Here is a 14751-nt window from a genome sequence, read left to right as displayed (position 1 = left end):
TTTCCCCTCCTTTAGATATTTTAGTGATTATTAGTAGCGTTAATTTTGTCCTTTGATATTAAGAATAATTGAAGAAATTAGCTCCTGAATTCGTTCAGTGTTCATTCCAAGGACTAGCGCTTCTGCAACCATCGGTCTAAATTCTGCTGCTATTCTCTGATAGGATGACGGATTTAGATCTTTTATAGGAGAAATCACAGCCCCTGATTTTGGCACAATCTCAATTATCCCCCTTTTTTCTAATTCATGATAACTCTTATTTACAGTATGCATGTTCATCCCTAAATCGGCCGCAAACGCCCTGACGGAAGGAAGGGAATCTCCTGGACAGATTTCGCCGTTAGCGATGCCTTCGATTATTTGATTCGTCAATTGTGTATAAATCGGTATATCAGACTCAGGTTCAATTCGAATAATCACTTTTTCTCCTCCCTTCTGTTCTATATTTATTATAACAAAATTGTTATATACTATCTATAACAGATAGGTGAACTTTTAATAAGATTTGCCGATTTCAAAAAAAAACGCCCTTAGGCGCTTAATATTTGCATTTAGGACAAGGCTGATAGCGGATTTTATCGTGTCCGCATTGTATGCACTTATCAGAATCCTTTTTTCCATTTTTACTTTTCCATTGGTCATAGGTGATCCGACCTGAACTCTCATCATTTAAGTATTTAATATAATCTTTGCCATAAATGTGAATCAACTGCATCACCTCCAGTGTTCTCTACAATGTATGCGCTTACATGTATTAAAAACACTGACAAACAAGAAAAAGATTCAAAGTATATGATAAGCGATCGGGAGCTTTCGAAAATGCACATATTAAGTTTGAAACTAGTTGCATTTTTTTCCGTATATATAGTAAATCCTATTTTCAAATAACGATAACGGAGTTGATATAAATTGATTGAGACTGAATCAACAGATTTTTTGTTGAATGAATTAAAAAAGATTGAAGTTTGGGAAAATGATCAAAAAGATTTATGGTTTTGGGAAAAAATTGGCCGCTTACCATTCAAGTTGCTTGATAAGGTCACCCCAAAGTTTATTCAGGATAAAATTGGAATTGCGATTGATGAATTAGGAAGTTACATACAGACAGGCGGAAAATATTTAATCAACGAAAAAAATATTCTAAAAAAGTTTAACAGCAATGAATCCGATTTAACCCAAGAACTGCTCCCGATTAATCAACTTGACCAGGTGCCGATTAGAAAAATGGATGAGGTTGCAGATGAGATAATAAAATCTAGAACCAAATTTGCAACCATTCAAGGTGCTACAACAGGAATTGGCGGGCTTTTTACTCTCGCGATTGATATTCCTGTTCTACTTGGATTATCACTGAAAGTGTTACAAGAGATTGCTTTGTGTTACGGGTATGATCCGAAGGAAAAGTCGGAAAGGATTTTCATTGTAAAATGTCTACAATTTACATCGTCTGATATTGTCGGAAAAAAAGCCATATTAGAACAGCTTTCTACATTGAATCAAGACAATCAAAACAATCAAAACAATCAAATGATTTCACAATTGCAAGGATGGCGTGAAGTTGTCACTACTTATCGAGATAATTTCGGATGGAAAAAGCTATTTCAAATGATTCCGATTGCTGGAATCATTTTTGGAGCGTTTATAAATCGATCCTCAATCGGAGATGTCGCCGAGGCAGGTAAAATGTTATTCCGAAAGCGAAGAATTTTAGAGAAGATTCATCAATTAGAAAATAGGAGTGAATTAGAAATCTGAAACGAAATCACTACCAAATGGACAACAAACAGGCAGTTTTTCATGGGTACATTTTCTAACGTCATAATCATCCAATATTCGATAAATAGGCAAAATAATTTACATAATCTTTAAGTAATTGTCATATATTCTACGGAAAAGGAATTTACAATTATTTTAAGTATGATCGAAGGGTGGAGATTATATGGAAAACAACACTCATGTTATTTATAAAGACAAGAAATATGAAATCCTTTATAAATACACTTCAGGGTATTGGGAAATCAAGGAAATAGGAAGCCTATATAATATTGAATTGGTTCATTCATCTGAATTGAAAAATCTGATCTAATAAATAAAAAAACTAGAGAAGTCATTAGTTATAGGATTAAAGGGGTAGATTAAAGTATGGATACTTGTTAAATAAAGAAATGGATATTTTGGAGAGATTCAATGGAAAAAACACAAGAGCAAATTCAACAGAATATCGCTCTATCCTATTTAAGAAGGTATATAAATCTAAGCATGTCAAAAATTCCACGAATTACCCCTGAATCTATTGGATTAGGGGTATTACTAGCCTTAGTTGGCGGATTTTTAGATGCTTATACCTATGTCAGCAGGGATGGTGTTTTCGCCACATCCCAGACAGGGAACCTTGTTCTATTAGGAGTGGAAACAGCACAAGGACAGTGGCAACAGGGGTTAAAGCATATTCCCCCTATTGTGGCTTTTGTAATAGGGGTTGTCGTAGCTGAAGGCTTGAAACATCCACATATTACAAGGACATTTCCCTTTCCAGCCCGCAGTGTTCTTTTTCTAGAGAGCCTTGTTCTCATGTTCGTTGGAACCCTGCCCCTAGATGTTCCTGATATGATTGTTACAGTCACGATTGCGTTTGCTTCATCAGTGCAGATTTCTTCGTTTCGGACGTTAGTTAGATGGCAATTTAATTCAGCGATGGTGACTGGAAATTTGCGGACAGCTGCAGAAGCAGCCTACACTGCCCTCGTTCTACATGACCGTCAGAGTGTCCTTCAATTTTTTGATTTCACCATTATCATTGTTTCATTTCTCTGTGGGGCGTTCATAGGCACCTTGTCCACTTTACATTTTGGAATAAAGGCAATTTGGATTTCTTCTGCCATTCTCCTTTGTGCCATGCTTGTTTTGAATGCCAATCCTAAAACATTATTAACGAAAAGTTGCTCATAACAACAATGCTCAGAGTATTTCCACTCTGAGCATTGTTGTTTTTTGAGAACGAAAAGTCCCTAGTGTAATTGTTTATCAAGCAAGCGCAATAACTTTTTTTGTGAGCTGTTATTTCTGATTATTTTTTTAACACGAAAAGTGCTTTGTAAATATGCTCTAATGTGTCTATTGGTGAAAAACAATCTATGATATTTCTCATCCTCATAAATCTTTTTAAACCAACCTTCTTGTTTTAATAGCTCAATGTTATTGTCAATTTTCCTTGTATTTAAACCCGTGCTGCTTCCATCGAGCAATGCTCCTAATAAGTCTAACAAAAAATACAGCATTGTTAAAACTCCGTCCTAGATGATCTCTTTTAACCATGTCATCACTTGATCGATTTCTTCCTTTGTCGTATTTCTTCCTAAACTAAAACGAATGGCCCCCATTCCAACTTCTTCAGAAACTCCCATTTCTTTTAACACGGGAGATAATTCGACATTTCCAGCATGACAGGCAGACCCGGTAGAGGCAGCCAAAAGAGGCATGGCAGATAATAATTCTTGGCCAATTTTTCCTACAAAATTAACATTCAGTGTATTCGGAAGCCGTTCCTTAGAATGTCCATTCAATACAACCTGCTCACCGAATTCTTCCTTTAATTGTCTCCAAAAATAGATAGTCAAGTCCTTCATAGCACTATTTTCCGATAGTTGATTGGCGATTTCACAAGCTTTACCTAATCCTGCCGCCAATAACGTATTTTCAGTCCCTGCTCGAACTCCAAACTCATGACCGGCACCATGAATAAGCGGTTCAAGTTGAATTCCTTCTCGAATATACAGTGCTCCAATTCCTTTAGGTGCATATAGTTTATGACCTGCTATCGTGAGCATGTCTACTTTTAATTCATTCACATTAACAGGAACCTTTCCAACGGATTGAGAGGCATCTGTATGAAAGGCAATTTCATACCTTTCAGCAATCTTCCCAATCTCTTCGATCGGTTGCAGCGTACCTGTTTCATTATTGGAGTGCATAATGGTAATTAAAATGGTTTCTTTTGTAATCGCCTTTTCGATATCTTCTGGCGATACTCTCCCAAACTGATCAACGCCCACATAGGTGACCCTTGCCCCTATTTTTTCAAGGAACTTACAAGGATTAACGATAGCAGGATGTTCAATTTTTGACGTAATAATATGGTTACCTCTATTGCGATTTTTAAAATAAAAACCTTTTAATGCCAGGTTATTGGCTTCACTGCCGCCGCTTGTAAAAACAACTTCTCTTGAAGAACTGCCAATTAAATTAGCAACTTGTTCTCTCGCCTTATGTAATACTTCTTTAACAGGTTCTCCTGCCCAATGTAAGGCTGATGGATTTCCAAACATTTCATGCAGCAATGGGGTCATGGTCTGAACCACTTCTGGAGCCAATGGTGTGCTTGCATTATAATCAAGATATATTTTTTGCATAATACTTTTTTTCCTTTCCCTATATATACTATCTCTTATTCTACTATTAAAGTATGACAATTCAATCGTTTCAAGCACCATAGAAGAAAAGCACCATCCAATTTTATGGATAATGCCTTGAACTTCTTATCATCCTATTTACTTTTTATTTTGTAGTTTTTATGATTCACAACGGTGATAAGTGGTTCACCTTTATCCTTTGAATAACCATATTGGACCAAAACTGAATTTTCCCTTATGGCAGAAACCTCTCCTTCTAGATTTTTTCCTTCTCGTTTAAATACAATAACATCACCAATTTTTGCACTGGCCATTTCTATCACCTCACCTTTATAATGTGCAAAAAATGGTGATGAAATACTTTTCACTTGTTTTGCGTATTTGAAAAGACTAATTGGATCCATCTCCTAGGTATCGATCCATGAACGCCACCATGGCCTTATAAGCAGTCGTTTTATTTTTTTGTTTTTCGATGGAATGGCCTTCATCTTCAAGACGAATAAAATCAACCGTATGCTGCCTTTCTTTTAGTTTGCTGACGATCTGCTCAGATTCTTTAATGTGTACTCGTGGATCCCTTTCTCCGTGAATGACTAACAACGGTGCGGAAATTTGAGAGGAATAATTCAATGGATCAATGCTGTCAAAGAACTGTCCATCTTGTTCGATGGTTCCATATTCTATCTCTCGTGTTTTCTTACGCCAAGGGCTTGTGGTTTGCAGGAAAGTTCTAAGGCTGGACATTCCTACAATATCAATGGCAGCAGCCCATCGCTCAGGGTAGTGGCTGATGGCAGCTAGAACCATAAACCCTCCATAGCTTCCTCCCATGATTCCAATCTTTTTAGCATCAATGTTCCCATTTTCCTTTAGCCATTCCACTAAGAAAATAAGATCCTTTACAGCGTCCATTCTTTTTCGAACATCATCTAAATGGGTGAACGTTTTTCCATAACCAGTGCTTCCTCGAACATTTGGTGTACAAACCGCATAACCCTGGTTCAAAAAATATTGCAGCACAGGATTATATATCGCGCGGGCTTGACTCTCAGGTCCGCCATGGAGATAAATAACCACGGGAAATTTCCCTGGCTTTTCTTTCGGCTTGAAATAAAAAGCAGGAATTTCAAGGTTATCAAAGGAACGAAAGGAGATAAGCTCCGGCTCTACCAATTTTTTCTCTAACACTGGTGAACGGGAAACATAGGTAAGCCGCTCTGCCTGAATCGTTTTTAGGTCAAGTTCCCAAATATCTGATGGATGGGCAGGTCCCTTAAACACGTATGCAAGTTTTTGACTGTCCGGGGAAAATTTCAAATTTGAGATAACACCCATTGGCGTTTTCCATGTATATAGATTACTTCGATTTATATCTACTAATACCCCCTTGGATATTCCTCCCTCATTGATCGAGTACGCCAACATACTTTTTTCCTTATTCATCGCCAAATCCTCAAAATCCCATTGTCCCTGCTCCAGCCACACGAAATGTTTGGTTTTGATGTTTAGGAGAGCAAGCCCATAGAATTCTCTGTCTTTATTTGTTAATAAATAAAGATGGTCTCCATCTTTATTAAAGTGCACATCTTTAAAACTTGCTTCTCCTGTATGTTCAGTTAACCAGTTCATTGACCTTGTTGAGAGATTAAGCAACCCCAAATCATTATCAAGTGGGGAATTTATTTTCTGTATTAAAATCGATTTACCATCTGGTGACCATTTAACAGCCGAAAATATCCCATCACCCGAATATAAAAGACGAATTTCCAATGTCTCCAGATTTTGTTGGTAGACATCAAAATGTGCGGGATTCCTGCGATTACTCGACCATGCAATCCATTTCCCATCCGGAGAGTTTCCACCATAACGGTGAATATGATCTGGTGAATTAGTCAGGTCCTTCAAAGTTCCGTCATCTTTAAGTAAATACAATTGCTGCTTTTCATTTCCCCCTGTATCCATGCCAATAATTTTATGTGAAGTCCCGGTAACGTAACTAATAAATGTGATTCTTTCATTTGTAAAGGAAGTTTGAACGGGCCACTCTTCCCCTAGATTGATTTCCCACACCTGAGGTAAACCAGTGTAATCGGCAATAAAACTTAGCTTATGGCCTATGGGATCGTACTCAGGATTTTTGGCAAAGCGAACATGCATGTAAGGATCTAAACCAATAGCGGACATAATCCTCCCCCTATTTATGGCTTTTATATTCTTCTGTAAGTTATGTAAAGGTCACATTTGAAGTGTTTGAATGTGGAAATAATTTTGAGGGAATTTGATATAATTGAGATAAACAACCTATTATGAGGGGTTCCAAATGGAGAAAGAATTTAACGAAGAAGAAATGGATTTGACAGCTTTCCCTAGTGAAGAAGAGGCCCGAGAATGGGAAATAGAAAAAGCCAAAAGAAGCAAGCATAAACGATTTATCATTAAAATAATTAGTTCTTTGATGGTTTTTACCATGCTAATAAGCACCTTAGGCATGTGGTTTGACGTATTTAATATCCCCGCGATCCGATTTATCGAGGTATCTAATGAGTTATCGAAAAATCCAAAAGTGATAGAATACAAGAAATCAGTCGTAACCATTAAATGGGACGGAGTAAAAGGAACTGGTTTCACGATTACGCCTGATGGATACATTGTGACTAATGCACACGTTGTTGCCAATACCCAAAAAGCAAATGTTTATTTTAAAACAGGAGAGTCCTATATTGGGACTGTCATTGCAAGTGATCCAGACCTCGATCTTGCCATCATTGATATTAAGGAGAATAATCTCCCCTATTTGCCGCTTGCTGTTGATGAAGATTGGGATAAATGGGAAGGCGAGAAAATTACCTTTATCGGAAACCCGTTAGCCTATTACCAAATCGCGAAAAAAGGGACAATTATGGGAAAAGTAATCTTACAAGACTGGAATGTTCCAGTTATGATGATCCAGGCTCCCATTTATAAAGGAAATAGCGGAAGTCCAGTTATTAACCATAATGGAGAAGTGGTTGGAGTAGTCTTTGCCACACTGCAGAATCCTGCCATCAAAACAAAGGAAATAATCGGAGCCGCTGTTCCTGCCTATTATATAAAAGAAATTCTCGATAAATTAAAGGATTAAAAAATGGACATCAACCAATTGGGTTAATGTCCATTTTTTAATCCTTAAAGTGCAGGAACCTTCGTGCAGTTTTTTATAAATTCTACGAACAAATTATTCATCGGCTCATTTGTGCTTGCCATCGATTCTGGATGCCACTGAACCCCTACCATAAAAGTAGTAGGATGAATCGACTCGACTGCTTCAATGACCCCGTCTGCTGCCTGAGCGACAATACGTAAATTGCTTGCTACATTATCAATTGCCTGATGATGAAGACTATTGACCCGAACTCGCTCAGAACCAATTACCTGAAATAACTTACTATCTTTAGAGATTGTCACCCAATGGGTATCTCGACTTCGATCGATTTTCTGAGAGTGCTGGATTGGGTCTTCCAACAGACTCGGGATATCCTGGATTAATGTTCCGCCGAAAGCAACATTTAAAATTTGCACACCCCTGCAAATCGCAAGTAGTGGGATATTATTTTGAATTGCATACTTAACAATGGCAATCTCTACCAAATCCCTCTCAGGTATAGTTGGCCCTAGATGGAGCTGTGGATCCTGCCCATAAAATTGTGGATCAACGTCCTCTCCCCCACTTAAGATAATTCCATCACATAATGACAGCATTTCTATTGCTATTTCTTGATTTATATAAGGAAGGATGATGGGAATTCCTCCATTGGCTGCCACACTTTTATGATAATCATGGTGCACATAGACACCTTCCATATAATCGTTATGTTTTACATAGGCACCTGTGATGCCAATAATTGGTTTCCTTTTCAAAAAAATTCTCCTCCTGTGACTCTTTTTACAGCCAGCCTTCATCTATTGAACTGTTATCAGCGATGGAGAAGGCGGCATTAGTAATTGCTTGTGCCAGTGTCTCACCGGTTTCGCAGACATTATTAAAACGGACTTCGGAAACACCATTTGTCGTGTATGTAAACCCAAGTTCTTTTAATCTTTCAACGATTAGCATCGCATGGTCAATGTTTTGCTCAGGTTGAAAGTCAGAAACAGAAATGAAAAGATCCTTTTCAAAATCATACCATCTGTCCCATCTATTTAACTTCCAGCCTAGTATTCTGCGAGCTATTATTTCAATATTGTTCATTTCGCTTATCTCCTTTTCTCCACGTCTTTTTATTTTACCATTTTCCGCATCACCATTTTATTTCTAAATAATTTTTCGAAAAATTATTTTTTATTGCACATTACTTGAAATTTTTTAAAATTATGGTAATCTAAGAGTAAATTTTCAGTATATTTAGAATAGTCAACGAACACATCCTCCAATGTCTTCACACCTAGCCAGTTAACTACCCCCAGAAAATATTCTTATTTGACTTTCACATTACGGAAATTAAAAAATGATGAAATGGAGTGGAACAAATGAATCATTCGCAAGGTGGACCTTTCGAAATGGCTGCTAGCAACGTTTGTCAAAATTGTGGGAGTTTAACCATTCAACATGAAGGACATGGTTCACTCAAAAAACTGGGAATTGTCTATCCAATCGTTGGGTGGGCCTTCTTCCTGATTTCCCTCGTTTTTATTCCTCTACTGTTCGGGGCCATTGCATTCTGTATAGGATTATTAACTTATTTTGAAAGAAGTAAATTTCATGGCTCCATTTTAATGTTCTTTGCTGCCGTGGGTTTAATTTTTGGTTCGCTGGTAAGCTTTATGGTTGCGGGAACGATGTTTCTATAAGAACATAAAAAGGTTATTAGAATAAATTCATCTCATTCTAACAACCTTTTTGTTATATCATTCGAACTTTTTCAGGAAATAAAATTATTTCTTCTATTTCTTCGCTTGTTACAGGGTAACTGAAAAAATATCCCTGTCCTTCCGTGCATTTGTTATTTGCAAGAAATTCAAATTGTTCTTTTGTCTCAATTCCTTCTGCCACAACATTAAGCCCTAAATTATTGGCGATGTCGATAATGGTTTTGACCATCGCATTATCTTCCGGGCTGTTTCCGATTTCTCTAATAAACGAAATATCAATTTTTAATGTATCGATTGGAAACCGTTTTAAGTGACTTAATGATGAAAATCCTGTTCCGAAATCATCAATAGAAATGTGAATTCCCAACGATTTTAGCTCGTTTATTTTTATAAGTGCGGACTCATGATTTATCATGACAATTTCTGTCATTTCTAGCTCTAAATCACAAGGATTTATATTACTTTCTTGTAGAACTTGTTTAACGAAATTTATTAAATTGTTTTCCGCAAACAAGGTAGGAGAAAAATTAATGGCAACCCTAATTGGCACGTGGCCTTCATTCTTCCATTTCATCATATCCTGACAAACTTTTTGCAGAATAAATTGACTGATGGGGATAATTAGACCTGTTTTCTCTGCCAATGGAATAAATTGGATCGGCGGGATGATTCCCAGCTCCAAATGATTCCAACGAATTAAAGCCTCTACACCAACAATCAATTGATTGGCTAGATTGACCTTCGGCTGGTACACAACAGTAAATTCATTCCGATCGATTGCTTTCCTTAACTCATTCTCTAACATCATTTCTTGTTCGATATCTTTTATTAAATCACATGTATAATACTCCACTCGATTTCCGCCTAATTCTTTTGCACGATACATGGCAATGTCTGCACTTTTCACAAGTGAATCGAAATTCTCTCCGTGGAAGGGATAGACACTTATTCCGATACTTAGGGATAAAAAGTAATCATCATCACCGAATCTGAATGGAGAATTGAATAAATGGAGAAGTCGATTAGCTTGCTCCTCTACTTCTTGATAATGGGAACTTTCAAAAATAATCGTAAATTCATCACCACCTAAGCGGTACATTCTTGCTTGGGTATCTAATTGTGTCATCATTTTGCTCACAACTGATTTTAATACATAATCTCCAAACGCATGCCCTTTTGTATCATTGATATACTTAAAGCGGTCCAAATCTAAAAAGATAACAGATAAACCATTGTCATCATCTGTTAACGTTTCCATTTTTTCTTTTAAATCTTTCTTGAATTTCCTCCGATTAGGCAAGTTCGTTAATTCGTCATTATATGCGAGATATAATGCTTGTTCTTCAAAAACTTTACGTTCAGTTATTTCTGTTCTTATGGCAATATATCTTTCGGGTACACCTTCTGAATTCATAATTGGAATAATTGTAGCATGTACCCAATATAAACTACCGTCTTTTGCCTTATTTCGAATTTCACCCTTCCAAACTTTCCCTGAACGAATTGTTTTCCACATCTGCTGGAAAAATTGTTTGGAGTGATATCCTGAATTAATCATTCTATGATCTTGACCTATTAATTCTTTTTCACTATACTTTGAAACCTTAATAAATTGGTCGTTTACGTAAATGATCTTTCCTGCTGCATCTGTGACGGCCACAATACTGGATTGGTCCAACGCGAATTTGAGGTCCGCTAACTCTTTCGTAATTAAAGGTAAAGTTGTTAAGTCTTCCTCATAAGGCTTTTGCTGTAAGCTCCCACTCATGCAGCCACCCTCCTCCCTACGTAAATACACTTATATTCTCTTTGATAATATTCAAATTGTTAACAATCAAAAAATAAGAAAAAAATATATGTGTGTAACTTTTATAAATTATACAATTGTTTGAATAAATATTTTTAAATGAATTATGAACCTTTAATGACTATTCATTTACAGTGCCGTACACTTCAAAACCTCTATTATTACAACCTTTTTAATTAATCATGTTATAATGTGCTATATATTTTTGCTCACAAAGAAAGATCTACATCTTAGGAGTGTGTAAAATGAATTTTAAAGTTGTCATCTTCGATATTGACGGAACCATACTTCCGCATGGAAAAACACTTAGCCCTGCAACAAGGGATGCAATCAAGCAGTTAAGAGAAAAAAACATGAAAGTGGTCATTGCTACTGGAAGAGCCCCTTATTTTTCAGAATCCATCCTTAAGGAAATCGGGGTCGACTCAATGGTCTTTTTTAATGGTTCGTATGTATTTCATGAAGGAAAAGAAATATACAAGAATGCCATTGAGAAAGATGTGCTAAAAAAGGTTCATCTTATGTCAAATGATTATCAGCATCCGCTCACCTTTTTAGGAGGAACGAGTTTTAAAGCTACCGACCTTAGCCATCCCTTCGTAATGGAGGCCTACTCCCACGAACCATGGAAGCCTGAACTTGCCCCGCCTCAATATTGGATGGACCAGGATATTTATCAATTGTTCCTTCATTGTGATATGGAGGAGGAGTTATCATATCAAACCAAGATACCAGAATTAGATTTCAGAAGATGGAGTTCTGGAGCCAAAACTTGTGATGTGAATTTGTCACAGTCAAACAAAGCAGTGGGTATAACGAAACTATTTGAAAAGCTTGGAATCGCCCCTGATGAAGCCGTTGCCTTTGGGGATGGATTGAATGATATTGAAATGCTTTCTTTGGTTGGAATGGGTGTGGCGATGGGGGCTGCACGGGATGAAGTGAAAAGTGCCGCTAACATGGTAACGCTCGCCGCCGAGGAAGATGGAGTCCGCCACGGTTTGGAGCGGCTTGGTTTGATCTAGCCATAGAGGAGTGAAAAAATGAACTTAACCTATGAAGTCATTTCGGATGACGATATAGAATACTGTCGCGATTTATGTAATGAACTTATGGCATTCCAAAAGTCGAAGGCCAACATAACACCGGAATTATTTGATACTATGAATTTTGATACAAGGATGGTGCCTTCGATAAAAAGCGCGCTTCACAATTATACTGTAATTGTGAAAGATGAAGATAAAATTGCAGGTTATGTGTATTCAAATGTCTCTCCCAAAAAAACCTATTCCAATGATTTTGCCACTTTTTTTGACTTATCTTCTGTTAGGAAAGAAAATGTAGGCTGTTTATCTCAATTTTATATTAAAGAAGAGTACCGACAATATGGGGTTGGTTCTAAACTATTTAATATGTCTATGAAGTGGCTGCAGCAATTTGAGGGTGTCGAGGATTATTTCATTTTTGTCTCCAATGGCAATGATGATGCCTTGGAGTTTTATAAGCGCAAAGGTTTCTATGTTAGCCATGAGATATTAGATGGATTTATTACTGTTTTACGAAAAACGAAGGGATAGCAAATTAAATAATAGGCATGGACGTGGTCCATGCCTAACTTTATTTTTCTACAGCATTAAGCGCCTCAGCAAACCTTTTTATTCCTTCGTCTATAAATTCTTCCTTCTCTCTGGAAAAAGTAAAACGGACAAATTCCTTTTTAGAACCTAGTGTTGAACCTGGGGCATATATAACTCCTCTTTTGATGGATTCTTCCAACAATACCACTTCATTGAAATCTTTATTAATCTTGCACCATAAGTGAATTCCGCCTTGAGGAATGAAAAAATCTACTTGGTCCTTTAAATAAAATCGGAGACTGGCGACAATTTGATCCCTTCTCTTTTCTAATTGTCTTATTAAATTTTTCATATGAGATTGAAAATCCGCTGATTCTAAAAAATCATTCGCAATCCATTGGGTAAAGCTGGAATGGCCAAAATCGATTTGTTGTTTAGCATCAGATAATCTTTCGATAACAGCTTTTGGACCAATTATCCAGCCAATTCGCAGCCCTGATGCAACGATTTTCGATAATGAACTAATATATAAAACATTCCCGTGAACGTCTATGGATTTAAGAGTGGAGACTTCTTCTCCAGTAAAAGACATTAAACTGTATGGATCATCTTCCACAACGGGAATCCCATGTTCAGATGATAGTTCCAATATTGTTTTTCGCCGATCCTTGGAAAGTAATGCCCCAGTCGGATTTTGAAAAGCTGGATTTAAAAAAATCATTCGGATTCGATGTTTTTTATGTAATGTCAATAAAGCATCCGGATTCATTCCATCTTTATCCATTGGTAAAAAGTATGTTTTAAGTCCTGCAGATTTAAATATCGGCAGGTTATAATGATAGGAAGGATCTTCTAGAGCAACAGCATCTCCTGGTTTTAACAAACATTGGACAACAAGATGTAAAGCTTGCTGTGCTCCGGACGTGATTAGGATTGATGAGGGATTAGTATCAATTCTCCGAAACTGCTTTACATGCTGTGAAATCGTTTTTCTTAAAATCGCATTGCCCAGTGGATGATCATATCCTAAGCTTCCGATAAAAGCCCTTGTAGAAGTTATCTCTCTTAACGATTTAAGTGGGAAAAGATCTTCTGACAATTCTCCGCTAGCTAAATTAATCAGTTTATGTGAAGCTGCTTCTCTTCGAATCCTCTGGGTAACTGGTAGATTAGGTAAAAAAGAACCAGCCTCAATATACCTGTTCCAGCTTGGAATTCGTTTTTTGGTAATCCCCCAAATATCCTTACTAATGGTCGTCCCGCTTCCTCTATTTCTTTGAATAAGCCCGTTTGATTCCAACTCGTCATAGGCAGCAACGACTGTACTTCTATTTATATAAAGTTCTTTAGCCAAAAACCTTTCAGAAGGCAATGGCTTATCTGGCGGAAATGTACCATCTGCAATTCCATTTTCAATAAATTCAGCAAGCTGTTTATAGATTGCTTTTTTCGCTTTTCGATCTGGTTTCCAATCCATATCTTACATTCCTTCTTAGATAGTTCATACTCATTATTGTTTCTTATTATTACTTATTAATCCATTATGTCAAACAAGTAAGCATTCAATAAGAAAAACCTATCGCCATAAAGTGACAATAGGTAAAAATTCATAGAATTAAGCAAAGAACCTAATATATATGGCAAGAGCAAAAAGTGCTACGAGAATAATAACCACATAAATTAATGTTAGATTAGTAGTGTTTCTTCTTGTAGAACTCCTATAGTTTTCATCACCTTTTCCAGTTGTAAGAAGTGTTGAAACAACAGCAATAACAACAATCAAAATGACCAAAGCATACATTACATTCATGGTGCACCTCTTAAGACATTCTATATTTATCCTATATTGGACGAGTGTTAATGATAGATTCTAATTATAGTATAAAATAAATGAACCAATTATTTACCATCCAATTTTCAATGAATTTTACCATCCACTTTTAATTCTACAAATCTCAAGCCTTTCCTTTAATATAAAGAAAAATAACAATAAATATTATGATCCCTAAAATAAAAATTGGACCTACTCCTGAACTATACACTACGTAAATGGTAATATGGCGGATTGCATTGATAACAAGATAGATCAATGAAAGACTACACAAAAAAA

18 protein-coding genes are annotated in these 14751 nt (G+C 36.6%); 7 read left to right on the top strand and 11 right to left on the bottom strand.

Features of this window, described 5'->3' with window-relative positions; translation table 11 throughout:
* Positions 1–39 precede the first annotated feature (39 nt).
* Both ABES02_RS04900 and ABES02_RS04895 read right to left on the bottom strand, forming a co-directional pair.
* Positions 40–420, bottom strand: coding sequence for a GntR family transcriptional regulator (locus ABES02_RS04900; RefSeq protein WP_430131531.1), 381 nt, complete (start codon positions 418–420; stop codon positions 40–42).
* A gap of 118 nt (positions 421–538) precedes the next feature.
* Positions 539–709 carry a hypothetical protein gene (locus tag ABES02_RS04895; RefSeq protein ID WP_430131527.1) on the bottom strand — a complete coding sequence of 57 codons (171 nt, stop codon included), beginning with the start codon at positions 707–709 and terminating at the stop codon, positions 539–541.
* Between the two features lie 200 nt (positions 710–909).
* On the opposite strand from ABES02_RS04895, the gene ABES02_RS04890 reads away from it, so the two are divergent.
* The 3 genes from ABES02_RS04890 to ABES02_RS04880 all read left to right on the top strand — a co-directional run bounded on the left by ABES02_RS04890 (position 910) and on the right by ABES02_RS04880 (position 2949).
* The gene (locus ABES02_RS04890) at positions 910–1755 is read left to right on the top strand and encodes an EcsC family protein (protein WP_430131524.1); all 846 of its coding nucleotides are present in this window, start codon (positions 910–912) and stop codon (positions 1753–1755) included.
* 184 nt (positions 1756–1939) lie between these two features.
* The gene (locus ABES02_RS04885; RefSeq protein WP_430131522.1) at positions 1940–2086 is read left to right on the top strand and encodes a hypothetical protein; all 147 of its coding nucleotides are present in this window, start codon (positions 1940–1942) and stop codon (positions 2084–2086) included.
* 101 nt (positions 2087–2187) lie between these two features.
* Entirely contained in the window at positions 2188–2949 is a 762-nt protein-coding gene (locus ABES02_RS04880) for a YoaK family protein (RefSeq protein ID WP_430131520.1), read from the top strand.
* A gap of 59 nt (positions 2950–3008) precedes the next feature.
* On the opposite strand, the gene ABES02_RS04875 is transcribed toward ABES02_RS04880, so the two are convergent.
* The 4 genes from ABES02_RS04875 to ABES02_RS04860 all read right to left on the bottom strand — a co-directional run bounded on the left by ABES02_RS04875 (position 3009) and on the right by ABES02_RS04860 (position 6593).
* Complete coding sequence (locus ABES02_RS04875) at positions 3009–3278, bottom strand: hypothetical protein (protein ID WP_430131518.1); 270 nt, start codon at positions 3276–3278, stop codon at positions 3009–3011.
* A gap of 15 nt (positions 3279–3293) precedes the next feature.
* The gene (locus tag ABES02_RS04870) at positions 3294–4409 is read right to left on the bottom strand and encodes a cysteine desulfurase family protein (RefSeq protein ID WP_430131516.1); all 1116 of its coding nucleotides are present in this window, start codon (positions 4407–4409) and stop codon (positions 3294–3296) included.
* A 134-nt stretch (positions 4410–4543) separates the two neighbouring features.
* Positions 4544–4723, bottom strand: a complete 180-nt coding sequence (locus ABES02_RS04865; protein WP_430131513.1) for a DUF2187 family protein — start codon at positions 4721–4723, stop codon at positions 4544–4546.
* A 76-nt stretch (positions 4724–4799) separates the two neighbouring features.
* Positions 4800–6593, bottom strand: a complete 1794-nt coding sequence (locus tag ABES02_RS04860; RefSeq protein WP_430131510.1) for a S9 family peptidase — start codon at positions 6591–6593, stop codon at positions 4800–4802.
* A 136-nt stretch (positions 6594–6729) separates the two neighbouring features.
* Between ABES02_RS04860 and ABES02_RS04855 the strand changes: the two genes are divergently transcribed.
* A complete protein-coding gene (locus tag ABES02_RS04855; protein ID WP_430131507.1) occupies positions 6730–7530 on the top strand; it encodes a S1C family serine protease in 801 nt (266 codons plus the stop codon).
* A 44-nt stretch (positions 7531–7574) separates the two neighbouring features.
* Here the strand turns inward: ABES02_RS04855 and ABES02_RS04850 are convergent, their stop codons facing one another.
* Both ABES02_RS04850 and ABES02_RS04845 read right to left on the bottom strand, forming a co-directional pair.
* A complete protein-coding gene (locus tag ABES02_RS04850; RefSeq protein ID WP_430131504.1) occupies positions 7575–8306 on the bottom strand; it encodes a gamma-glutamyl-gamma-aminobutyrate hydrolase family protein in 732 nt (243 codons plus the stop codon).
* A gap of 25 nt (positions 8307–8331) precedes the next feature.
* Positions 8332–8637, bottom strand: coding sequence for a BC1872 family protein (locus ABES02_RS04845; RefSeq protein WP_430131502.1), 306 nt, complete (start codon positions 8635–8637; stop codon positions 8332–8334).
* Between the two features lie 278 nt (positions 8638–8915).
* On the opposite strand from ABES02_RS04845, the gene ABES02_RS04840 reads away from it, so the two are divergent.
* Entirely contained in the window at positions 8916–9236 is a 321-nt protein-coding gene (locus ABES02_RS04840) for a hypothetical protein (RefSeq protein ID WP_430131499.1), read from the top strand.
* A gap of 52 nt (positions 9237–9288) precedes the next feature.
* Here ABES02_RS04840 and ABES02_RS04835 read toward each other — a convergent pair whose 3' ends face one another.
* Entirely contained in the window at positions 9289–11025 is a 1737-nt protein-coding gene (locus ABES02_RS04835; RefSeq protein ID WP_430131496.1) for a putative bifunctional diguanylate cyclase/phosphodiesterase, read from the bottom strand.
* 284 nt (positions 11026–11309) lie between these two features.
* Here ABES02_RS04835 and ABES02_RS04830 point away from each other — a divergent pair, with 284 nt between their 5' ends.
* A complete protein-coding gene (locus ABES02_RS04830) occupies positions 11310–12089 on the top strand; it encodes a Cof-type HAD-IIB family hydrolase (RefSeq protein ID WP_430131493.1) in 780 nt (259 codons plus the stop codon).
* An 18-nt stretch (positions 12090–12107) separates the two neighbouring features.
* Positions 12108–12641 (top strand): GNAT family N-acetyltransferase, encoded by a 534-nt coding sequence (locus ABES02_RS04825; RefSeq protein ID WP_430131490.1) that lies wholly within the window; start codon positions 12108–12110, stop codon positions 12639–12641.
* A gap of 40 nt (positions 12642–12681) precedes the next feature.
* On the opposite strand, the gene ABES02_RS04820 is transcribed toward ABES02_RS04825, so the two are convergent.
* Both ABES02_RS04820 and ABES02_RS04815 read right to left on the bottom strand, forming a co-directional pair.
* A complete protein-coding gene (locus ABES02_RS04820) occupies positions 12682–14118 on the bottom strand; it encodes a PLP-dependent aminotransferase family protein (RefSeq protein ID WP_430131487.1) in 1437 nt (478 codons plus the stop codon).
* 138 nt (positions 14119–14256) lie between these two features.
* Positions 14257–14451, bottom strand: a complete 195-nt coding sequence (locus ABES02_RS04815) for a hypothetical protein (RefSeq protein ID WP_430131484.1) — start codon at positions 14449–14451, stop codon at positions 14257–14259.
* Positions 14452–14751 lie beyond the last annotated feature (300 nt).

The sequence above is a fragment of the Neobacillus pocheonensis genome, from assembly GCF_050477905.1.
Classification (GTDB): domain Bacteria; phylum Bacillota; class Bacilli; order Bacillales; family Cytobacillaceae; genus Neobacillus; species Neobacillus pocheonensis_A.
The sequence above is the reverse complement of the archived record's forward strand: the minus strand, read 5'-3'. Positions and strand labels throughout refer to the sequence as shown.

Bases quoted from the DNA above. Each gene is read 5' to 3' on its own strand.
- ABES02_RS04885 (WP_430131522.1), top strand. From the start codon at position 1,940: ATGGAAAACAACACTCATGTTATTTATAAAGACAAGAAATATGAAATC.
- ABES02_RS04880 (WP_430131520.1), top strand. From the start codon at position 2,188: ATGGAAAAAACACAAGAGCAAATTCAACAGAATATCGCTCTATCCTAT.
- ABES02_RS04875 (WP_430131518.1), bottom strand. From the start codon at position 3,278: ATGCTGTATTTTTTGTTAGACTTATTAGGAGCATTGCTCGATGGAAGC.
- ABES02_RS04870 (WP_430131516.1), bottom strand. From the start codon at position 4,409: ATGCAAAAAATATATCTTGATTATAATGCAAGCACACCATTGGCTCCA.
- ABES02_RS04865 (WP_430131513.1), bottom strand. From the start codon at position 4,723: ATGGCCAGTGCAAAAATTGGTGATGTTATTGTATTTAAACGAGAAGGA.
- ABES02_RS04860 (WP_430131510.1), bottom strand. From the start codon at position 6,593: ATGTCCGCTATTGGTTTAGATCCTTACATGCATGTTCGCTTTGCCAAA.
- ABES02_RS04855 (WP_430131507.1), top strand. From the start codon at position 6,730: ATGGAGAAAGAATTTAACGAAGAAGAAATGGATTTGACAGCTTTCCCT.
- ABES02_RS04845 (WP_430131502.1), bottom strand. From the start codon at position 8,637: ATGAACAATATTGAAATAATAGCTCGCAGAATACTAGGCTGGAAGTTA.
- ABES02_RS04840 (WP_430131499.1), top strand. From the start codon at position 8,916: ATGAATCATTCGCAAGGTGGACCTTTCGAAATGGCTGCTAGCAACGTT.
- ABES02_RS04835 (WP_430131496.1), bottom strand. From the start codon at position 11,025: ATGAGTGGGAGCTTACAGCAAAAGCCTTATGAGGAAGACTTAACAACT.
- ABES02_RS04830 (WP_430131493.1), top strand. From the start codon at position 11,310: ATGAATTTTAAAGTTGTCATCTTCGATATTGACGGAACCATACTTCCG.
- ABES02_RS04825 (WP_430131490.1), top strand. From the start codon at position 12,108: ATGAACTTAACCTATGAAGTCATTTCGGATGACGATATAGAATACTGT.
- ABES02_RS04820 (WP_430131487.1), bottom strand. From the start codon at position 14,118: ATGGATTGGAAACCAGATCGAAAAGCGAAAAAAGCAATCTATAAACAG.
- ABES02_RS04815 (WP_430131484.1), bottom strand. From the start codon at position 14,451: ATGAATGTAATGTATGCTTTGGTCATTTTGATTGTTGTTATTGCTGTT.